Below are 21,312 nucleotides of genomic sequence, written 5' to 3' on the forward strand. Positions count from 1 at the left end.
CACCATGTCTTCGCAAGCTCCCACCGCGTCCGGCGGCCCGGCGGCACCGGCGCCAGCGGCCGGTTTTCGCCCGGCCAGCGTGGCGTTGTGCACCGTGGGCCTGGCCATGGCCTCGTTCATGCAGGTGCTGGACACCACCATCGCCAACGTCTCGCTGCCGACCATCGCCGGCAACCTCGGCGCCAGTTCGCAGCAGGCCACCTGGGTGATCACCTCGTTCGCCGTCAGCACCGCCATTGCGTTGCCGCTGACCGGCTGGTTGAGTCGCCGGTTTGGCGAAACCAGGTTGTTCGTGTGGTCCACGCTGGCGTTCACCATTGCCTCGCTGCTGTGCGGTCTGGCGCAGAGCATGGGGATGCTGGTGGTGGCGCGCGCGTTGCAGGGCTTTGTTGCCGGGCCGATGTATCCCATCACCCAGAGTCTGCTGGTGTCGATCTATCCGCGCGAAAAACGCGGGCAGGCGCTGGCGTTGCTGGCGATGATTACCGTGGTGGCCCCGATCGCCGGGCCGATTCTCGGCGGCTGGATCACCGACAACTACAGCTGGGAATGGATCTTCCTGATCAACGTGCCGCTGGGCATCATCGCCAGCAGTATCGTGGGTTCGCAGTTGCGGCATCGCCCCGAACAGCTCGAAAAGCCGCGCATGGATTACATCGGCCTGATCCTGCTGGTGGTCGGCGTGGGCGCCCTGCAGCTGGTGCTGGATCTGGGCAATGACGAAGACTGGTTCTCTTCGGACAAGATCGTGGTGTTGGCCTGCATTGCGGCAGTAGCGTTGGTGGTGTTCGTAATCTGGGAGTTGACCGACAAGGATCCCATCGTCGATCTCAAGCTGTTCCGGCATCGCAATTTCCGCGCTGGCACGCTGGCAATGGTGGTCGCATATGCCGCGTTCTTCAGCGTGAGCCTGCTGATCCCGCAATGGCTGCAACGCGATATGGGGTACACCGCGATCTGGGCCGGCCTGGCCACCGCGCCGATCGGCATCCTGCCGGTGCTGATGACGCCATTCGTCGGCAAATACGCGCTGCGCTTCGACCTGCGCATGCTGGCCACCATCGCCTTTATCTTCATGTCCTTCACCAGCTTCTTCCGCTCCAATTTCAACCTGCAGGTGGACTTCGGCCATGTGGCCACGATCCAGTTGGTGATGGGTGTGGGCGTGGCATTGTTCTTCATGCCGGTGTTGCAGATCCTGTTGTCGGATCTGGACGGTCGCGAGATTGCGGCCGGCTCCGGCCTGGCCACCTTCCTGCGCACGTTGGGCGGTAGCTTCGCCGCATCGTTGACCACGTATCTGTGGGCACGCCGTACCCAGGTACACCACGCGCACATCACCGAGCACATTTCGGTGTACACGCCCGGCATGCAGGAGCAGGTCACTGCGATGGGGCAGGGCGACCTGCAACGCGGCGCGGCATCGCTCAATAACATGATCAACCACCAGGCTTCGCAGATGGGTTTCAACGACATCTTCTATCTGCTTGGATGGACCTTCCTGGCGATCATCTTCTTCCTGTGGTTGGCAAAACCGCCGTTCGGTGCCGGGGCCGGGAGTGCGGCGGCGGCCGGGGGGCATTGAGCGACGTTGAGGGTTGAACAACGAAAACCCCGCTCGAATGCGGGGTTTTCGTTGTGACGGATTTGACGAGCTTGGCCGATTGCCGCAGCGTCGAGCCGGTCGATGCGACGCATGGCCTGCCGCAGACGCTGGCAAATGCGGATGTCGCAACCCGAATGCCTAAACGAAAAAACCCCGCCGAAGCGAGGTTTTTACGATCTACCGTGAGTCGTGGTGCCCAGGAGAGGACTCGAACCTCCACGAAGTTGCCCCCGCTAGCACCTGAAGCTAGTGCGTCTACCAATTCCGCCACCTGGGCGACTCAGGGGGCGAATTGTGCAAGCTGCGCGCAAGACTGTCAACGCACGCGGCACATTTTTTTCGTCTCCCCATACGCGGCACGGCAACGAACCAGTGCGATGGTGGCGCACGCATGCATCGGTGCCTGCACCACGTGCGCTCACGGCAACTGTGCCGCCTGCAGCGTGACCTCCGCAGTTTGCACCGGCTCGCTCGTCGAACGCGCCAGTTGCACGCGGTAAGTGCCCGCGGCGATCGTCCAGCGACGTGCCTTGGCATCGAAATCGGCCAAGGTCTTGGGTTCTGCGACGACCTGCACGCTGCGTTTTTCGCCAGGCTTTAGCGTGAGCTTTTGCCAGCCGATCAGCCGCAGCGGGGTGGCGTGGCCGTCGGGCAGGGCGACGTAGAGCTGCGGCACGGCGGCGCCTTCGCGCGGGCCGGTATTCTCCACCTCGAAGCTGGCGGTGAGCTGGCTGCCGCGTGCCTCCACCTGCAGCCCGCCCATGCGGAACTGCGTGTACGACAGGCCATGGCCGAACGGGTAGCGTGGTGTCAGCTTGCGCGCGGCGAACCACTTGTAACCGACATTGGCGCCTTCGATGGCGTAGTCGATGCTGTCTTCGCCCGGTTTGGCCGGCTTGAAGCCCAGCCCCGGAATCGACGGGCGCGGCAGCTGCGACTCGTCCACCGGCCAGGTCACCGGCAGGTGGCCGGAAGGATTCACCGCGCCGGTCAGCAGGTTGGCGATCGCCTCGCCGCCGCCGATGCCCGGATACCACGCCTGCAACACCGCCGGCACGCGTTCGGCCCACGGCATGCGCACCGGTCCATTGGTTTCCAGCACCACGGTGGTCTTCGGGTTGGCCTTGGCCACGGTCTCGATCAACGCGTCCTGGTTGTCGGGCAAGCGCATGTCCGGCAGATCCACCGATTCGGCGGCCCACTGGGTGGCGAACACGATCGCCACATCGGCCGCCTTGGCGGCGCGTGCGGCCGCGGCGCGGTCGGTGCCGTCCAGGTAATCGATCTGCACGTTCGGCAGTGCCGCACGCAGTGCCTGCAGCGGCGAGGACGGATGGATGATCACCGGGCCGGGCCAGGTGGTCGGCGTGATGCCCGGTACCGCGTTGCCGCCGTTGATGGTGTAGTCCACGCGCGAAGAGCCGCCGCCGGACATCACGCCCTTGTCGGCGTAGCCGCCGATCACCGCGATGCGGCGCACGTCCTTGGACAGCGGCAACGCGGCCTGTTCGTTACGCAGCAACACGCTGCCTTCTTCGGCCACGCGCTGCGCAGCCAGAAGACCGGCCTTGCCATCGATGGGTTGACGCTGGGTAGGATGATCGAAGGCGCCGTGCGCGAACAGGCTGCGCAGCACGCGCTTGACCATGTCGTCGAAACGCGCGCGCGGCACCACGCCGGCAGACACCGCCATGCGTAACGGCGCATCGAAAAACACTGCCGCGTCGAACACTTCGCCGGCCGATTGTTGATCCAGCCCGGCCAACGCCGCCTTGGATCCGCTATGCACGCCGCCCCAATCGGACATCACGTAACCGGGGTATTTCCATTCCTGCTTGAGCACCTGGTTGAGCAGGTAATCGTGCTCGCAACCGTAGATACCGTTGATCTTGTTGTACGAACACATCACCGAGGCCGGGTCGCCGATCTTCAGCGCAATCTCGAAGGCCAGCAGGTCCGATTCGTGCATCGCCTGCTCGCCGATCTGCGCGCTATGAAAGTTGCGCCGCGTTTCCATGTCGTTGAGTGCGAAGTGCTTCATCGTGGAAAGCACATGTTCGCTTTGCACGCCGCGAATCGATTCGCCGACCATGGTGCCGGCCAGCAACGGATCTTCACCCGCGTATTCGAAATTGCGCCCATTACGCGGGTCGCGCTGCAGATTGACGCTGCCGGCGAGCAACACGTTGAAGCCCTGCTGCCAGGATTCGCGGCCCATGGTCTTGCCGCCGGTATACGCCAGTTGCCGATTCCAGCTCGATGCGGTCGACGGTCCCGACGGCATCGCGGTGGCATAATCGCCCTTGCGGATGCCGCCGGGGTTGGTCACGCCCACGCCGGCATCGGCCAGTTGCTGGGCGGGAATGCCCAGACGCGGGATACCGGGAACGTAGCCGGCCGAACCGAGCGCGCCTTCGGGCTTGGGAATCTTGTCGGTGCCCAGGCCGAAATAGCTGCGCAGCATCTGGAATTTTTCATCCTCGCTCATCTGCGCCAGCAGGCGGTCGGCGCGCTGGTCCGGGGTCAGTGCGGTGTCCATCCACGGCTGCGAAGATGGCGCGCCCTGCGCGACTGCCAGCGGTGCGGCGAAGGCGACGCCAAGGCCCATCACGACCGCCAGAACCAAGGGGCGCGGACGATTCTGATGGGCTGTAAACGGTTTCATATCGAGCTGTGGCACGGGATTTCCTTGTAGTGCTGGTTCAAGACATAAAGAGGGGCACCAAAATGCCCACAATCGGGAGGGCGCGAGCATTCCGCGCGACGCGTGCAGAATCGGCGGACGGCTAGAAGTCGGTCTGCGCGGTGCGGAGTACCGGGTAGAGCTGGTAGCGCTCATCCCACGATGCGTGGCGCTTGGCGAAGAATTCCAGCCGCGCCTGCGGGTTGTTGGAAAAGTCCGGATCGCTGGCGATGCGCTGTTCGAACTGCGCCCTCAACGCGGCATCGCGCCCAAGCATGTCGCGCGCTACCTCTTCGGCGACGTAGGCTTCCATGTATTCCTTGCGCTCGAACGCGGTATTGAAAAAGCCCCACTGCAGCAGCGAATCCGGCGCCTGCGGTTCCAGGATCGCCATCACCAGACGCGCCTTGGGTTGGGCGATCGGCACGAACAAGGAGCCGGCCGGCACGCTGCGGGTTTCATTGCGCCATTGCCCGCTGAGTTCGACTGTCTGATGGCTTTCGTTGGAGCGTGCCGAGAACTTGACCGCGTCGGCGCGGAAGGTTTGCACCGGCCGCTCCGCCGCATTGCCGATGGTCGTGAATTGAATGCCATGCAGGCGCAGTTTTCCGCCGACCAAGGCGGCTTGCGCAGCCGGGACCAGGTAGCCGCCGCGTGGCGCATCCACCACCGCATCGGGTTTGATCTGATCGCGCAGCGGCACCTTCCAGACTTGCGGCTTGCTCTCGTCGTAGCGCGTCATCAGCGCGCCGGAAATCGGCGACGGTGTGCGCGTATACGCGTAGCCACGAAACGCGACGGTGCGTGCGTCTGGGCCCGCAGCGAAGCTCAACGGTTCGGTCGTGCCGGCCAAACGTGTGGCGCGCTGATCGGCAGCCAATGCATCGGCGCGCCACTGGCTGCCATGGCGTGCGGCCTGCTGCAGCACCGAAACGATGGCATTGCGGGTGATCCGCACACGCGTGGGGTAATCCTTCCACGAATGCGTTTCCACCAACATGCCGAAGCGGTTGCGTAGCAGGAAATAGCCGTGCGAAAAGCGCGGCGGCGACACATCATCGGCGAAGCCGGAACTGGGGTCGTCTTCGTGCACGAAGGACGGGTAGTAGGGCAGCGGCAGCGAGCCCTGTTTTTTCAGGTCGGCAAGCACTGCGTCGCGCCAGCGGGTGCCATCGCGCTGCAAGGTCGTATCGCCGGCATGCACCGGTTCCACCTGCACTGACACATCGTGCTCGAACTTGGCGCCGTCGGTGACGTGCAGGTCTACGACCATCAGCGGGTCCCACTGCTGCACCAGTTGCAGCATGGCCTGCATTTCCGGCGCGTCCGCTTTGACGTAGTCGCGGTTGAGATTGAGGTTCTGCGCGGTGGTGCGCCAGCCCATCTGTTCGGGGCCGCGCTGGTTGGGGCGGTTCCAGGCACCGAAGCGCTCATGTCCGTCGACGTTGAATACCGGTACGAACACCCACACCAGCTTGTCGAGCACGCCGTTGCCGGCCTTGCCGTCGAGCAACTCGCGCAGAGCGAGAAAGCCCGCATCCTTGCCATCGATCTCGCCGGCATGGATGCCGCCCTGGACCAAGACCACCGGCAACTTGCGTTGCGCGGCCGATTGCGGGTCGAGCGCGCCACTGGTGGAGGCGATCAGGGCCTTCATCGGCCTGCCCTCGGGCGTAGTGCCGAACTGGATGCAACGCACGGCCTGCGGGTAGCGCTGCGCAAACGCATCGCACAATGCAATGACTTCGTCGTAGCGGCCGGTCTGGATAAAACCGCTGCGCTCTGCCTGAGTGGTCAGCGGCGCGGCAGCCAGCGCGGCGGGGGCGGAAGTCAGCAGCAACAGGCTCAGGGCCAGGCGAGTGAAGCGGGGCATCCAGCGGTCCAGTGTTCCAGGAAAACGTTTGCAATGTAGCCGAGCCAGCGTGCAAGGCCAATCTGCACTGCGTCATGATCCTGCTGTGATCGGTGCCATGTGCGTGGGTTTCACCTGGGACGCGGGGCCGGTTTTCGTTGGCCAGCTGAGCGACATTCGAGGTAGGCGCAAACGACGCGGAGGCTGTGCAACGCTTGGAGCAATGTCGTTTCCGGCCGGCCTGTAGGTCATCGATCATGCCGAAGTGAGGTCCGCCAGGCGCATCCGCTCGGTGCCCGCGTCCGGCACTCCCGGGCGGGCGATGGCGGCCGGCGGGTGGGCGCCGGTACGATAGGGCCTGTTTTCAGCATGACCGGACTGCCTTTGACCACCTCCATCTCGCCAGGCGCATCTGCCGGCGCGCGGCTGCCGCTCCAGATTCCTTTCATCATCGGCAACGAGGCCTGCGAGCGTTTCAGCTTCTACGGCATGCGCAACATCCTGGTGCAGTTCCTGATCACCTCGCTGTTGCTGCAGGAAATCAGCGGGCCGGGACGCGAGGCCGAGGCCAAGCACATCCTGCACAGTTTCATGATCGGGGTGTATTTCTTCCCGTTGCTGGGCGGTTGGCTGGCCGACCGCTTCTCCGGCAAGTACAACACCATTTTGTGGTTCAGCCTGGTGTATTGCGCCGGCCACGCCTGCCTTGCGCTGTTTGAAGGCAGCCGCGACGGGTTTTTTCTCGGTCTGGGCCTGATCGCGCTGGGCGCAGGCGGCATCAAGCCGCTGGTGGCGTCGTTCATGGGCGACCAGTTCGACCAGTCCAACAAGCACCTGGCCAAGGTGGTGTTCGACGCTTTCTACTGGATCATCAATTTCGGCTCGCTGTTCGCCTCGCTGCTGATTCCGCTGGCGCTGAAGAATCTGAGCCCGGCCTGGGCATTCGGCATTCCCGGCATCCTGATGTTCGTGGCCACGCTGGTGTTCTGGCTGGGGCGCAAGCGCTATGTGCTGGTGCCGCTGCCGCCGAAGGACCCACATGGGTTCGCTGCGGTGGTGCGCACCGCGTTACTGACGCACGCGCCGGGGCAGGGGCGCCCGGGCCTGCTGCTGGCGGTCGTCTCGGTGCTGCTGGCGCTGGCTGGCTTCGCGCTAATCGAGCCATTGGGCATCGTCGTGTGCCTGTGCATTGCGCTGGTGCTGTTGCTGGCCGGGATCGGCGGCGGGACCTGGTGGCAGCTGGAACGCGCGCGTGGCACCCATCCGGATGTTGCGGTGGAAGGCGTGCGTGCGCTGTTGCGGGTGTTGGTGATCTTCGCGCTGGTGATGCCGTTCTTTTCGTTGTTCGACCAGAAGGCCTCGACCTGGGTGCTGCAGGGGCGCGAGATGACCATGCCGGCCTGGTTCACCGCCTCGCAGATGCAGGCGCTCAATCCGCTGCTGGTGATGCTGCTGATCCCCTTCAACAACCTGGTGCTGTACCCGCTGCTACGCCGTGGCGGCTGGGAGCCCACCCCGTTGCGCCGCATGACCAGCGGCATCGCCTTCAGTGGCGTGGCCTGGATTGCGGTGGGCGCGATCCAGATGATCATGGATGGTGGCGAGCCCATGCACATCGCCTGGCAGATCCTGCCGTACGCACTGCTCACCTTCGGCGAGGTGCTGGTGTCGGCCACTGGCATCGAGTTCGCCTACAGCCAGGCGCCGCCGTCGATGAAGGGCGTGGTGATGAGTTTCTGGTATCTCACTACCACCGTCGGCAATCTATGGGTGCTGCTGTCGAACGTGGCGGTGCGCAATGCGACGGTAACCGCGCATATCGCCGATACTGGACTCAGCGAAGCGGCCTTCTTGATGTTCTTCTTCGCGGCCTTCGCGTTCCTGGCGGCACTTGCCTTCGGCTTGTACGCACGCCGGTATCGCATGGTCGACAATTACCGTACTGCCTGAGGTCTGCATGATTACCCTGATCCTGATCGCCATCACCGGCATCGTCTCGTGGATGGCGTTCAACAATCGCAAGTTGAGCGACCGGCTGATCCTGTGGCCGCCGGCGGTAGACAAGCACAAGCAATACGACCGCCTGGTGACCTATGGCTTCATCCATGCCGATCTGGGGCACCTGATCTTCAACATGATCACGCTGTTCTTCTTCGGACGGGTGATCGAGAACGTGATGGCCCAGCTCACCGGCAGCGTGCTGACCTATCCGTTGTTCTATCTGGCCGCACTGGTGGTCTCGATCCTGCCGAGCTACCTGAAGAACCAGAAGAATCCGAATTACCTCAGCCTGGGCGCGTCCGGTGCGGTGTCGGCAGTGCTGTTTGCCTTCATCCTGCTGCAACCGTGGACGATCATCCTGGTGCTGTTCATTCCCGCCCCGGCAATTCTCTATGCGGTGTTTTATGTGGGCTACAGCCTGTGGATGGACCGCCGCGGCGGCGATCGCATCAACCACAGCGCACATCTGGCCGGCGCCGCGTTCGGCGTGATGTTCATGCTGATCATGGAGCCGCGCGTGTGGCAGGTGTTTCTGGAGCAGCTGTCCAATCCGCGCTTCGGCTGAGCGCGGCCGGCGGCGGTTAGGTCACCCAGGCTCAGCGCGCTGGACGCCGTCGCAGGTGGGCGTGGACTTTCGTGCGCGGCCGGCGCATGCCTTCTGCAAGCCGAAAGCGTGGTTGCAGCTAGCGCAGTGGCACGCCCGACGACTGCTGGCGTGTACGGACTGGACCGTTGCGGGAGCGGATCAAATCCGGGGCCTGATGAGGCCGAGCCAGGTCAGACCCGCGCGATGGCACGGTCTCGACAGACTTGCCAGATGAGAGCAACGACTGCACAGCGGATGAGACCGCTGCGCAGCGATGCGCCAGCTCAAGCCGCGTTGCGTTCCTGGTCGGCGCTGGATGCCACGCCGTAGGCCTGCTGCAGGCGCTCGTACACCGTATCGTTGAGCTGCGTGAAATCCGGATTGTGGGTGTCGCCCTTGAGAGCGAACTGGAACAAGCCCTCCAGCAACGAGCTGTCGCTGTCTGCGCTGTGTCCTGCCGAATCGTTGTTCATGCGGTGGCTCCCTCGTAGGTAAGGCGAAGACGTCGCTGCTTCCGCACACCGGTTGCCGCGATTGCCTTCAGGTCAGCTATCGGCGCCCCCCCGGGAGAACTTGAGGGCGCGTTGCGCAAGCTGCGCGGCCGATCACAGCAGCGATTCACTTTCACGCAGGCGCGGCATCGCGCTGGTCACACTGACGCCACTTCTTGCAGGCGCAGAACATGACGGAGGCGTCGACAGTGCACGTAGAACACGATCCGGTCCGGCAGCGTTTCAACGTGGACACCGATGGACATCGTGCCGAACTGGCCTATCGGCGCGAAGGCGAGATCATGACCATCACCCACACGCAGGTGCCGGACGCCGTCAGCGGACGCGGAATTGCCGCGGCATTGGTCGAGGACGCTTTGGCATTCGCACGGCAACATGGTTTGAAGGTGGTTCCGGCATGTCGCTATGCCGATGCATATGTGCGGCGACATCCGCGGTATCAGGATCTGCTGGCCTGACCGGCATTGGCCTTTCGTAACACGATTCAGACAGGGGAGCGGGCGGTAATGGGGCGGTTGCTTGAAGTGAAGGCAGTGCAGGGCTTGCTGGTGCTGGCCGTGTTGGCAGGGTGTACGCAGCGCGCGCCGACAACGGCAGAGCCGAACGCGCCTGCGGCCGATTCGGCGCCTGCGGCAGCGCCGCCTGCAGAGCCGACCGTGGTACAGAGCGGCCCGCTGGAAGATGTGATCGAACATGCACCGGCCTATATGGTGGGCATCAGCTATCCGCACGGGCTGGATGCATATCCGGAACTCACTGCGCTCATTCGCGGCTATGCGCAGGACGCACGTGCCGAACTGATGCAGGCCGTGTCCGGTCTGGGCAACGACAAGCCGCCCGCGCCGTATGAGCTGTCGCTGGCATTCGAAACCGTGTTGCAGACCCCGGATCTGATCGTGATTTCCGCCGACGGCAGCAGATACACCGGCGGTGCGCATGGCGAGCCGCTGGTGGCGCGCTTCGTCTGGCTGGTCAAGGAGCACAAGCAATTGGCCGCGCAGGCGCTGATTCCGGATCCGGCAGCCTGGGAAAAGATCGGCCGGGAGGTCGCAGCGCAATTGCATGCAGCAGCGACCCAGCGTGTCCAGGCCGATCGCGTGCCGGTAGAAGAGCAGGCTGAGCAGGTGGCTTCGGCCGATCGCATGATTGCCGAAGGCACTGCCGCGCAGGTGGACAACTTTGCGCAGTTCGTGCCCGTGTTGAATGCAAATGGGCAGATCACTGCCGTGCGCTTTGTGTTTCCGCCCTATCAAGTCGGCCCCTACTCGGATGGCACGCAGATGGCAGAGGTGGCTGCCTCCACATTATTGCCTTCGGTCGCACCGGAATATGTACATCTCTTCGCGCGCTGAGGTGTCGCATCGCGCATGTTGTGATTGAATGGCCCGGCCATTCAGCAATGTACTCGACGGGTGATATGAGTAGTTTCGATCCGACCGCAAGTCGCGTGGACCACACCTGCGTGCGTTATCCGGCGTTCCCACGGGAGCCGGCAATATTGGTGAGACTGATCAAGCATCTCTACAAGCGCCTGCATACGCTCGGGTGCGTGCGGCTCAAGCCTTATGGCATCAGTCCGCCGGAATACGAGATCTTGATGATGCTCTATGGCACACCGGAGCAGTCGATCACTCCGACCGAGGTGGCCGAAGCCGCCAGCGAAAAGCCGGCCAACATCACCCGGCTCACCGATCAGCTGTGCGAGAAAGGCCTGATCACGCGCACCAGCAGCCCCGAAGATCGGCGCAAGATCGTACTGACGCTGCAACCGGCAGGCTCGGCCTTGATCGAAAGCCTGTTGCCCGATGCCTGCACGCTGTTGCATGCAGAGACCGCCAGTATGAGCGAGGCCGAGCAGCTACGGTTGGAGAAGCTGCTGAAAAAGCTTCTGGATGGCGTGGACGCGGTCGAACTCTGAGCGGCGCGCGTTGCGCGTGCGATAAGCGCTGCAAACGCAGCACGCAAAAAAACCGCCCTGGTCGCCCAGGGCGGCGTTGTCATCTCATCGGTTCTCAAGCAAAGACTTGTCGATCGCGAGCATTTGATGTCTCGTCTGATGTCCAAGATCGGCATGCCCGAAGGGGATATGCCGATCCTGCCGCCACACGCGCGGCCTCACCACCGCGCGCGGATCGTGCAGCCGATTTACGGCCTGGACTGCGGCGCTTCCGGTGTCGCACCATCGCCGCCTTGCGCGCTGAGACCGCGCTTTTCGAGCAGCGGCTCGATCTGCGGGGCATGCCCGGCGAAGTTCTGGAACAGCTCCATCGCATCCACGCTACCGCCGCGCGAAAGCAGGGTTTTGCGGAAACGATCGCCATTGGCGCGGCTCAGGCCACCGTGCTGCTTGAACCACTGCTGGGTGTTGGCGTCCAGCACTTCCGACCAGATGTAGGCGTAGTAGCCTGCCGCGTAACCGCCCATGATGTGGCTGAAATACGGGGTCTTGTAGCGCGGCGGCACCGGTGCATAAGCAATGCCGTCCTGCTGCAGCGCCTTGGCTTCGAATGCCATCACGCCAGCGGCGTCTGGCACCTGGTTGGCGCTGACCTGGTGCCAGTTCTGATCCAGCATTGCCGCACCCAGGTACTCGGTGGTGGCAAAGCCCTGGTTGAACTTGGATGCGGCAATCACCTTGTCCAGCAATGCCTGTGGCATCGGCGTGCCGTTCTGATAATGCTTGGCGTAGTTCTTCAGGATGGACGGCTCGTCGGCCCACATCTCGTTGACCTGCGAGGGGAACTCGACGAAGTCGCGCGGCACGCTGGTACCGGAGAAATACGGGTATTTGACGTCGGAAAACATGCCGTGCAGCGCATGCCCGAACTCATGGAACATGGTGGTCACCTCATCCCAGGTCAGCAGCGTCGGCTGGCCGGCCGGCGGCTTGGGAATGTTGAGGTGGTTGGCCACCACCGGCTTGAAGCCGGTCAGGTCCGACTGCGACACATAGGAGTTCATCCATGCGCCACCGCGCTTGGATTCGCGCGCATACATGTCGGCAATGAAGATCGCCAACTGCTTGCCGTCCGCGTCGAACACGTCGTAGACGGTGATGTCGTCGCGGTAGGTCGGCAGGTCGGTGCGCTGCTTGAAGGTCAGGCCGTATTCCTGATTGGCCGCATAGAACACGCCGTTTTCCAGCACGTTCTTCAACTCGAAGTACGGCTTGAGCTGCGATTCGTCGAAGTTGTACTTGGCCTGGCGCACCTTCTCGCTGTAGTAGGCCCAATCCCAGGCTTCGAGCTTGAAGGTCGGCTTGCGCGCGGCCTTTTGTTCCTTGTCGATCATCGCCTGCAGATCGGCGGCTTCGCGCTTGGCATTGGCCACCGCGGCCGGTGCCAGTTTGCCCAGCATCGCGTTGACCGCTTCGGGGGTCTTGGCGGTCTGGTTTTCCAGCGAGTAGGCGGCATAGGTTGGGAAGCCCAGCAACTTGGCCTTGTCGGCACGCAGCTTCATGATGCGCGCCACCAGCGCGGTGTTGTCGTACTGGCCGCCGTGGCTGCCGCGCGACACCGAGGCGTCGTAGATCTTCTTGCGCAGCTCGCGATTCTTCAGCTGGGTCAGCGGCGGTTGGCCGGTGGTATTGAGCAGCGCGATGACGTACTTGCCGTCGAGCTTGCGTGCCTTGGCGGCTTCGGCGGCAGCGGCAATCTGCTCCTGCGACAAACCATCCAGTTGCTTGACGTCGTCCACGACCACAGCGGCAGCATTCACTTCGGCCAGCACGTTCTGGCTGAAAGTGGTGCCCAGGTTGGCCAGCTCGGCATTCATAGCCTTGAGCGTGGTCTTGTCGGCGTCGGAGAGCTTGGCGCCGTCGCGCACGAAGTCGCTGTAGTACTTCTCGACCAGGCGCACGCCCTGCGCATCCAGCCCCAGCTTGGCGCGTTGGTCGTACAAGGTCTGGATGCGTGCGAACAGCTTGCCGTTGAGCGAAATCGCATCGCGGTGCGCTGCGAACTTCGCCGAATAGTCGGCTTGCAATTTCTTGCGTGCGTCGTTGGTGTCTGCGCCGACCAGGTTGAAGAACACCGTGGTGGCGCGGTCGAGCGTGGCACCGCTCTTTTCCAGCGCGATGATGGTGTTGTCGGAACTGGGCTTGGCCTTCTGGCTGGCGATTTTTTCCACTTCCTTCAACTGCTCGGCCATGCCCGCATCGAAGGCAGGTGCGAAATCGCTGTCCTTAATTTTGTCGAACTGCGGGTAATGCAGCGGCAGCGTGCTGTCGGCGAAGAAGGGGTTGGCTTGGGTGGCGGCCTGCGTGGCAGCGGGGGCGGCGATGCTGTAGGACGGCATGGCAAGTCCCAGGGAGGCGGCCAGGGCAAAAGCGAGACGGGTGGTCAAGAGAGTTGCTCCAAAGTGCGAACCGCCGAGGCTAACCCAGCCAGTCGGGACAGGCGTGTGACAAAAGGCATGGCTGCCAAGCCAATGCAACGCCATCAGGCGGGCACAACCGTCGCTCGCGTTGCATGGTACGAGTCGATGCAAGCGGAGCATGGACCGCCGCAGGACGTGCGCCCGCTGCACTCCGTGGCAGGCCCGAGCTGGCTGTCTTCGGCTGGCTTTGGAAGATCCCGGGCCGTCTGTTTGACGATCCCGGCCTGTCGCGCGGAAGGCGATCTGTCGCACGACTGACCTCTGCCATCCTTCTTCCGCCGCGTGGCCGCCGTGCAGGCGGCTACGGTACGCTGCCCGTCTCGCACATTGCAGGGCAACCATGAGCGACATCTCCACCTTCGCATTCACCGACCTGGAAGGTCGCACCCAGTCGATGCGCGATTATGCCGGCAACGTACTGCTGGTGGTCAATGTCGCCTCCAAGTGCGGGTTTACGCCGCAATACGCGGGGCTGCAGGCCCTGTGGCAGCGTTATCGCGAACGTGGACTGGTAGTGATCGGTTTTCCATGCGATCAGTTCGGGCACCAGGAGCCGGGCGATGCGGCGCAGATCCGCCAGTTCTGCTCGCTCGACTATGCGGTGGATTTTCCGCTGGCCGCGAAAATCGACGTCAACGGCAACGGCGCGCATCCGCTGTGGCAATGGCTCAAGCACGAACAACGCGGCGTGCTCGGGTCCGAGGCGATCAAGTGGAACTTCACCAAGTTCCTGATCGGCCGCGACGGCCGCGTGCTGGAACGTTATGCGCCCACCACCAAGCCGGAGGCATTGGCTACCGAGATCGAGCGCGCGCTGGACGCATGATCCGGCAGGGCGTGGTGCTGGAATCGTAGGGGCGCACCCGGGCGCGACGAGGCGTTACCGGGAACGCTTCGTTGCGCCCGGGGGCGCTCCTACGACAGCGGGTTTTTCAGACGAAACGCCGCGCCGCACGGGTCTTGCATGCGCGGCGCGTCACTTTTCGACGAATGCGCGCTCGAACACGTAATGCCCCGGCGTGCCGATGCGCGGCGAGGTCTGGAAACCGCGGCTATCCAGCAGGCTGCGCAGGTCGGCCAGCATCTGCGGGCTGCCACAGATCATGAAACGGTCGTTGGCCGGATCCAGTGTCGGCAACCCGAGCGTCTGCTGCATGCGTCCATCGGCCATCAGCTCGGTCAAACGGCCTTGGTTGGCGAAGGTTTCGCGCGTGACGGCCGGGTAGTACAGCAATTTTTCGCGCAGCAGGTCGCCGAGAAATTCGTGCTGCGGCAATTCGCGTTCGAAGTAATCGCGGTAGGCCAGATCCTGCACGAACCGCACGCCCTGGGTGAGGATCACCTTGTCGAAACGCTCGTAGGTTTCCGGGTCCTTGATGATCGACAGCCACGGCGCCAGACCGGTACCGGTGCCCAACAGATACAGGTTGCGCCCGGGGTGCAGATCACTGATCAGCAGCGTGCCGGTGGGTTTCTTGCCGACCAGCACCTTGTCGCCGGGCTGGATGTGCTGCAGCCGCGAGGTCAGCGGGCCGTCCGGCACCTTGATGCTGAAGAACTCCAGATGTTCTTCCCAATTGGCGCTGGCGATCGAATACGCACGCAGCAACGGACGCGTTTCGGTTTCCAGCCCGATCATCACGAACTGCCCGTTTTCGAAACGGAAGCCGGCATCGCGGGTCGTGGTGAAACTGAAGTAGGCATCGGTCCAATGACGGACCTCAAGCACCGTTTCGGCGCCAAAAGCGGAAGACATACCGGTCGTGTCGTGGGAGGAGTACGCGCCAATTCTACCTCAAGCTGGCCAAATGAGATGAACTCTCATTTGGGCGGGAATCGGGAATCGGGAATTGGGAATCGGGAATGAGGTGCAGTGCCGAAAGATCTGTGCCCCTTCAGGATCCGCAGGCTCAGTACCTGGCAGCCGCCGGGGCGCCGCTTCTAACAATTCCCCATTCCCCATTCCCAGCTTCACCGATACCCCGCCGCCTGCAATTCGAACAATTCCGCATACCGGCCGCCCTGCGCCATCAGCTCTTCGTGGGTGCCATTGGCTTCGATGCGGCCGGCAGCGAGCACCAGGATGCGGTCGGCCATGCGCACGCTGGAGAAACGGTGCGAGATCAGCACCGCGGTGCGGTTATCCGAGAGTTCCTTGAAGCGCTGGAACACCTCGAATTCGCTGCGCGCATCCAGCGCGGCGGTGGGTTCGTCCAGGATCATCAGCTGCGCATCGCGCATGTAGGCGCGGGCGATGGCGATTTTCTGCCATTGCCCGCCGGACAGATCCACGCTGTTCTTGAAACGCCGCCCGATCAGTTGGTTGTAGCCATCGGGCAGGCTGTCGATCAGCTCGCCGGCCATGGCGCGTTGTGCGGCGGCGCGGATGCGTGCCGTATCGTCCATCGCGTCCACCTGGCCGACGCCGATGTTTTCGCCAACGCTCAGGTGATAGCGCACGAAGTCCTGGAAAATCACGCCCAGGTTGGCGCGCAGCTCGTCCAGATCGTAGTCGCGCAGATCCTGGCCATCGAGCAGGATGCGGCCTTCGTCGGGGTCGTAGAGCCGTGCCAGCAGCTTGACCAGGGTGGTCTTGCCGGCGCCGTTTTCGCCGACCAGCGCCAGCACTTCGCCGGCGCGCAATTCGAAATCCAGATGCCGCACCGTCCACTGTTCGGCATCCGGGTAGCGGAAGCCGACATCTTCGAACACGAAGCCCTGGCGGATCGGGCGCGGCACCGGCAGCGCGTTCGGGCGCGAGCGGATTTCCGGCACGATGTTGAAGAACGAGTACAGATCGTCCAGATACAGCGCCTGGCCGGCGACCTGCGAAAAGCCGATCAGCAAGCCTTCCAGCAATTGCCGCAGGCGCAGGAAGCTGCCGGCCAGAAAGGTCAGATCGCCGATGCTGAAGTCGCCGCGCACGGTGCGCCAGGCGATGTAGCCGTAGGCCATGTAGTAGCCCAAGGTGCCGAGCGCGGCCAGCAACGCCCCCCACATTGCGCGCTTGCGTGCCAGCGCACGGTTGGCCTGAAAGAACTTGTCGGCCAGCCGGCGGTAGCGCGCAATCAGGAAGCGGTGCAGGTTGAGGATTTTGACTTCCTTGGCCGTCTCCACGCTGGCGCCGACCTGGCGCAGGTAATCGAGCTGGCGCCGTTCCGGCGTCCACTGGAAATTGAGCGAATACCCCAACGCATTGAAGTGTGCCTCGCCGATGAAGGCCGGAATCAACGCAACCGCCAGCAGCACGATCAACCAGGGCGCGTAGACCACCAGGCCCACCGCCAGGCTGATCACGGTAATGGCGTCCTGCACCTGGCCGAACAGCTGGCTCATCAGGTTCATGCGGTTCATGGTCTGGCGTCGCGCGCGATCCAGCTTGTCCTGCCGGTCCGGGTCTTCGAAATCCTCCAGATCCAGCTGCGCGGCATGTTCCATCAGACGCACGCTGGCGGCGTTGTTGAACAACTCCGACAGCAGCGCATCGGCGTAGCCGACCAGCCGGCCGAGCAGGTCCGAGCCGATCGCCAGCGCCAGTTCCAGCGCCAGCAGTTCCAAAAGCCGGTTCAGGCGGCCGCTGCCCAGGGCCTGCGCGAACGAGTCGAATGCCGACGGTTGGCCGACCAGATGGATCGCCTCGTCGATGATCAATTTGCCGATGTATAGCGTCGCCACCGGCATCAGCGCGCGCAGCACGCGCAAGCCGATGCTGCTGGCACTCAGCCAGCGGCTGGTCTGCCAGATCTGCTGCAGGAACGGCGGGAGATTGCGCAGCGCATCCAGGCGCTCGCGCAGGGTAGGGCCGGTACGGGGGGCGGCAGGCGCAGTAGCGCCGGAACGGGAAGCTGACATCGCGCCAGTGTGCCGCGCCCGGCGTGGGCGCGGGGTGTTGGGCTGGGTGACTGGCTGATGGGGCTGGGCGCGGGCCAATTACGTGCCTGCCCACGGCGCGCCGAGATACCGCCAGCCGCTGCAGGGGCAACGGTCGGCGCATTCGTCGCTGGCTATCACCCGAGCGCCACCGCAGTGGCGCACTGACGAAACGCACTCTCCGGCAACGCTCAATCGCATCGATTGACATTGCGCCCGGACGCGCCTGCGGTTTGCTCTAAAATGGCCGGATTGCCCCCGCCAGCCGTAGAGCCAGCCGTGACCTCGATCAAGCAGGAAGACCTCATCCAGTCCGTCGCCGATGCGCTGCAGTACATCAGCTACTACCACCCGGTCGATTACATCAAGAACCTGTCCGCCGCCTACGAGCGCGAAGAATCGCCGGCCGCCAAGGACGCCATTGCGCAGATCCTGATCAATTCGCGTATGTGCGCCGAAGGCCACCGCCCGATCTGCCAGGACACCGGCATCGTCACCGTGTTCCTGGAAATCGGCATGAACGTGCGATGGGACGACGCCACGCTGGGCGTGGAAGACATGGTCAACGAGGGCGTGCGCCGCGCCTATAACCACCCCGACAACAAGCTGCGCGCCAGCGTGCTGGCCGATCCGGCCGGCAAGCGCGCCAACACCCGCGACAACACGCCGGCGGTGGTCAACACCAAGATCGTGCCCGGCGACCATGTCGAGGTGATCGTCGCGGCCAAGGGCGGCGGCTCGGAGGCCAAGAGCAAGTTCGCCATGCTCAATCCGTCCGATTCCATCGTCGACTGGGTGCTCAAGACCGTGCCGACCATGGGCGCCGGCTGGTGCCCGCCGGGCATGCTCGGCATCGGCATTGGCGGCACCGCAGAGAAGGCGATGCTGCTGGCCAAGGAAGCCTTGATGGAGCCGATCGACATCGTCGACCTGCAGGCGCGCGGCCCCTCCAACCGTGCCGAAGAGCTGCGTCTTGAGCTGTACGAAAAGGTCAACGCGCTGGGCATCGGCGCGCAGGGCCTGGGCGGCCTGACCACGGTGCTGGACATCAAGGTCAAGGATTATCCGACCCATGCCGCCAACCTGCCGGTGGCGTTGATCCCCAACTGCGCCGCCACCCGCCATGCGCACTTCACGCTGGACGGCAGCGGCCCGGTGATGCTGGATCCGCCGTCGCTGGAAGATTGGCCCAAGCTCACCTACAACCCGACCAATGCGCGCCGGGTCAATCTGGACACCATCAGCAAGGAAGAAGTGGCCAGCTTCAAACCGGGCGAGACGATCCTGCTCAATGGCAAGCTGCTGACCGGCCGCGATGCCGCGCACAAGCGCATGATCGACATGCTCAACCGCGGCGAAACCCTGCCGGTGGACTTCACCAACCGCTTCATCTACTACGTCGGCCCGGTCGATCCGGTGCGCGACGAAGTGGTCGGCCCGGCTGGCCCGACCACCGCCACGCGCATGGACAAGTTCACCCGGCAGATGCTGGAACAGACCGGCCTGCTCGGCATGGTCGGCAAGTCCGAGCGCGGCGATGCGGCGATCGCCGCGATCCGCGACAACAAGGCCGTCTACCTGATGGCGGTTGGCGGCTCGGCCTATCTGGTGTCCAAGGCGATCAAGGCCGCGCGCGTGCTGGCGTTCGAGGATCTCGGCATGGAGGCGATCTACGAATTCGAGGTCAAGGACATGCCGGTGACGGTCGCGGTGGATTCCAGCGGCGAATCGGTGCACAAGACCGGCCCGCGCCAATGGCAGTCGCGTATCGGCAAGATTCCGGTGGTGGTGGAGTAACTGCGACGATCCAACCGGCTGCACCTGCGTTGCGCAGGCGTGGCCGGTGCCGGTGAGTTGCAGGGACGATGCGCGCATGCGGCACCGCGTTGAGGGCGTTGCGATATCGAGGCGCGTGCCGGTGCAGCGGGGATTGCAGCACACAGGTCTTCGACAGCCCGGTAAAAGCAGCGACAATTGCAGTGACCCGCGCAGGCGTTGCCCGCCTTGCGCACCTGTCCCTACCGATCCCGGAGCCCGCATGGTCGCCACGTTGTACCACTCCCCCAGCACCGCAGCGTTGGTGGTGCATTGGCTGCTGATCGAACTGGATATCCCGCACGCACTGCACCCGCTGGATTTCGAACGCGGCGAACACAAATCGCCGCAGTATCTGGCGCTCAATCCGGCCGGCGTGGTGCCCACGCTGGTGCTCGACGGCCAAGTGCTCACGGAAGCCGCAGCCATCGTGCTGCAGCTGGCCGATCTGCATCCCCAGGCCGGGCTGGCCCCGGCAGTCGGCACGCCCGAGCGTGCGGCGTACTACAAGTGGATGTTCTTCTGCGCCAACACCCTGCAGCCGGCGTACCGCGCCTGGTTCTATCCGAGCGAGCCTGCCGGGGCCGGGCAGGCCGAGGCGGCGCAGATGCACGCCCGCCGCAAGCTCGAAGCGGCCTGGACCCAGGTCGATGCGCATCTGCAGGCCCATGGCCCGTATCTGCTCGGCAAGACCGTGTCGGCGGCCGATTTCATGTTGACCATGCTGATGCGCTGGTCGCGCAACATGCCGCGGCCGACCGATACCTGGCCGGCGCTGCGGGCGCACGCAATGCAGATGAAGGCGCGCCCAGCATTCCAGGAAACCTATCGCCGGGAAGGCCTGACGGACTGGACCTGAACCTGCGTCCGCGCAATGCGTCGGCTGATCGCAGATGCCCATCCGGCCCGTTGGGTCGCGTCCGCCACATAGTACGATCGCGACACCAACCACACAGCAGGGGGGCTCGTCCATGTCGCATTCCGCATCGCGTCGAAAATTGCTGCAGTGCGCCTGTTGCGCGCCGATCGCGGCCGCTGCGGCGTCCCTGCCGTTCGCCTTACGCGCGGCGCCGTCCAAGAAAACCGATTTGAATGCCGAGCAGGCGCTGGAGATTCTGCGTGACGGCAACAATGCATTCGTCCAAAACCGGCCCAGGAAAGTGATCTCCGACAGCAAGCGCCGTCTGGAGCTCGCGCTGGGCCAGACCCCGTTCGTCGTCCTGGTGTCGTGCTCGGATTCGCGCGTGCCGCCGGAGCTGCTGTTCGGCCGCGGCCTGGGCGAAATGTTCATCGTCCGCAACGCCGGCAATACCGTCGATACCACCGCGCTCGGTTCGATCGAATATGCAGTCAGCCAGCTCGGCGTGCCGCTGGTGGTGGTGATGGGCCACGAAAGCTGCGGTGCGGTGGCGGCGGCAGTGTCGGTCGTGGAGAACAACACGTTCTTCCCGGGCGCCATCGGCTCGATGATCGAGCCGATCGTTCCGGCGGTGCTGACCGCCAAGGCCAAGGGCGGTACCGACCTGCTGGCCGATTCGGTCAAGGCCAACGTCAAGCGTACCGTCGACCGCTTGCGCGCGGCGTCCGAACCTGCGTTGCTGGAACCATTGCGCGCCGGCAATGTGCGCGTGGTCGGTGCGTACTACACCTTGCAGGACGGCAAGGTGGACTTTTTCGACGTTTGAGTCGGGCGCAGGCAAGCCTCGGCCATCGCAATATGCTTTGGTCCGCCGGTAACGTGTCCTGCAGCATGGTTGCGTAAGACGAAAAGGCCGACATGCGCACATGCCGGCCTTCTATTTGATCGGCTCGGTACAGTTTGCCGATCAACTCCCTCGCACGATGCGCCGCCCGTGATGCAGGCGATCATCGGCAGCAGCGCTTGTCGTGAGCACCTACAAGACCATTGACCGCTGCCAGAGCGATCAAGAAAAGTGGCCGGCAGTGGGCACGGGCGCATCGGGCTCGCAAAGTTGAAGTAGTACACACCGAACACCGACACCGGCTGCG

16 protein-coding genes and 1 tRNA gene are annotated in these 21,312 nt (G+C 63.9%); 10 read left to right on the plus strand and 7 right to left on the minus strand.

The features are described 5' to 3' along the window. Nucleotides 1-4 precede the first annotated feature (4 nt). Nucleotides 5-1,585 (plus strand): DHA2 family efflux MFS transporter permease subunit, encoded by a 1,581-nt coding sequence (locus tag AMD14_RS07875; RefSeq protein WP_005919973.1) that lies wholly within the window; start codon nt 5-7, stop codon nt 1,583-1,585. A gap of 211 nt (nt 1,586-1,796) precedes the next feature. Here AMD14_RS07875 and AMD14_RS07880 read toward each other — a convergent pair. The 3 genes from AMD14_RS07880 to AMD14_RS07890 all read right to left on the minus strand — a co-directional run bounded on the left by AMD14_RS07880 (nt 1,797) and on the right by AMD14_RS07890 (nt 6,162). Continuing rightward, nucleotides 1,797-1,883, minus strand: a tRNA-Leu gene (locus AMD14_RS07880). Between the two features lie 141 nt (nt 1,884-2,024). Continuing rightward, a complete protein-coding gene (locus AMD14_RS07885; protein WP_040107594.1) occupies nt 2,025-4,214 on the minus strand; it encodes a beta-glucosidase family protein in 2,190 nt (729 codons plus the stop codon). A 178-nt stretch (nt 4,215-4,392) separates the two neighbouring features. After that, nucleotides 4,393-6,162 (minus strand): M14 family metallopeptidase, encoded by a 1,770-nt coding sequence (locus tag AMD14_RS07890; protein ID WP_011050920.1) that lies wholly within the window; start codon nt 6,160-6,162, stop codon nt 4,393-4,395. A 348-nt stretch (nt 6,163-6,510) separates the two neighbouring features. Here AMD14_RS07890 and AMD14_RS07895 point away from each other — a divergent pair, with 348 nt between their 5' ends. Then, a complete protein-coding gene (locus tag AMD14_RS07895; RefSeq protein WP_015463003.1) occupies nt 6,511-8,091 on the plus strand; it encodes a POT-type proton-dependent oligopeptide transporter in 1,581 nt (526 codons plus the stop codon). Nucleotides 8,092-8,098: 7 nt separating this feature from the next. Further along, a complete protein-coding gene (locus tag AMD14_RS07900; RefSeq protein ID WP_003483519.1) occupies nt 8,099-8,707 on the plus strand; it encodes a rhomboid family intramembrane serine protease in 609 nt (202 codons plus the stop codon). A 305-nt stretch (nt 8,708-9,012) separates the two neighbouring features. Here AMD14_RS07900 and AMD14_RS07905 read toward each other — a convergent pair whose 3' ends face one another. Next, the gene (locus AMD14_RS07905; RefSeq protein ID WP_005911777.1) at nt 9,013-9,201 is read right to left on the minus strand and encodes a hypothetical protein; all 189 of its coding nucleotides are present in this window, start codon (nt 9,199-9,201) and stop codon (nt 9,013-9,015) included. 227 nt (nt 9,202-9,428) lie between these two features. Here AMD14_RS07905 and AMD14_RS07910 point away from each other — a divergent pair, with 227 nt between their 5' ends. The 3 genes from AMD14_RS07910 to AMD14_RS07920 all read left to right on the plus strand — a co-directional run bounded on the left by AMD14_RS07910 (nt 9,429) and on the right by AMD14_RS07920 (nt 11,158). After that, entirely contained in the window at nt 9,429-9,698 is a 270-nt protein-coding gene (locus AMD14_RS07910) for a GNAT family N-acetyltransferase (RefSeq protein WP_040107742.1), read from the plus strand. Nucleotides 9,699-9,746: 48 nt separating this feature from the next. Continuing rightward, the gene (locus tag AMD14_RS07915) at nt 9,747-10,592 is read left to right on the plus strand and encodes a DUF3298 and DUF4163 domain-containing protein (RefSeq protein WP_015463004.1); all 846 of its coding nucleotides are present in this window, start codon (nt 9,747-9,749) and stop codon (nt 10,590-10,592) included. Nucleotides 10,593-10,657: 65 nt separating this feature from the next. Then, on the plus strand, nt 10,658-11,158 hold the full coding sequence (locus AMD14_RS07920; protein ID WP_011050926.1) for a MarR family winged helix-turn-helix transcriptional regulator: 501 nt from the start codon (nt 10,658-10,660) through the stop codon (nt 11,156-11,158). 227 nt (nt 11,159-11,385) lie between these two features. On the opposite strand, the gene AMD14_RS07925 is transcribed toward AMD14_RS07920, so the two are convergent. Beyond that, on the minus strand, nt 11,386-13,584 hold the full coding sequence (locus AMD14_RS07925; protein WP_040260453.1) for a M3 family metallopeptidase: 2,199 nt from the start codon (nt 13,582-13,584) through the stop codon (nt 11,386-11,388). A 373-nt stretch (nt 13,585-13,957) separates the two neighbouring features. On the opposite strand from AMD14_RS07925, the gene AMD14_RS07930 reads away from it, so the two are divergent. Then, nucleotides 13,958-14,443: a glutathione peroxidase gene (locus AMD14_RS07930; RefSeq protein ID WP_005925748.1), complete on the plus strand. Its 486-nt coding sequence runs from the start codon at nt 13,958-13,960 to the stop codon at nt 14,441-14,443. 150 nt (nt 14,444-14,593) lie between these two features. Here the strand turns inward: AMD14_RS07930 and AMD14_RS07935 are convergent, their stop codons facing one another. Together AMD14_RS07935 and AMD14_RS07940 are read right to left on the minus strand one after the other, a co-directional pair. Then, the gene (locus tag AMD14_RS07935) at nt 14,594-15,373 is read right to left on the minus strand and encodes a ferredoxin--NADP reductase (RefSeq protein WP_005911788.1); all 780 of its coding nucleotides are present in this window, start codon (nt 15,371-15,373) and stop codon (nt 14,594-14,596) included. A gap of 215 nt (nt 15,374-15,588) precedes the next feature. After that, the gene (locus AMD14_RS07940; protein WP_003483538.1) at nt 15,589-17,469 is read right to left on the minus strand and encodes an ABC transporter ATP-binding protein; all 1,881 of its coding nucleotides are present in this window, start codon (nt 17,467-17,469) and stop codon (nt 15,589-15,591) included. Nucleotides 17,470-17,766: 297 nt separating this feature from the next. On the opposite strand from AMD14_RS07940, the gene AMD14_RS07945 reads away from it, so the two are divergent. From AMD14_RS07945 to AMD14_RS07955, 3 genes are all read left to right on the plus strand, one after another. Beyond that, nucleotides 17,767-19,284, plus strand: coding sequence for a fumarate hydratase (locus AMD14_RS07945; protein ID WP_011050928.1), 1,518 nt, complete (start codon nt 17,767-17,769; stop codon nt 19,282-19,284). Nucleotides 19,285-19,525: 241 nt separating this feature from the next. Further along, entirely contained in the window at nt 19,526-20,161 is a 636-nt protein-coding gene (locus tag AMD14_RS07950; RefSeq protein ID WP_003483541.1) for a glutathione S-transferase family protein, read from the plus strand. A gap of 187 nt (nt 20,162-20,348) precedes the next feature. Beyond that, nucleotides 20,349-20,987, plus strand: coding sequence for a carbonic anhydrase (locus AMD14_RS07955; protein ID WP_170914543.1), 639 nt, complete (start codon nt 20,349-20,351; stop codon nt 20,985-20,987). Nucleotides 20,988-21,312 lie beyond the last annotated feature (325 nt).

The sequence above is a fragment of the Xanthomonas citri pv. citri genome (assembly GCF_000961215.1).
Taxonomy (GTDB): Bacteria; Pseudomonadota; Gammaproteobacteria; order Xanthomonadales; family Xanthomonadaceae; genus Xanthomonas; species Xanthomonas cissicola.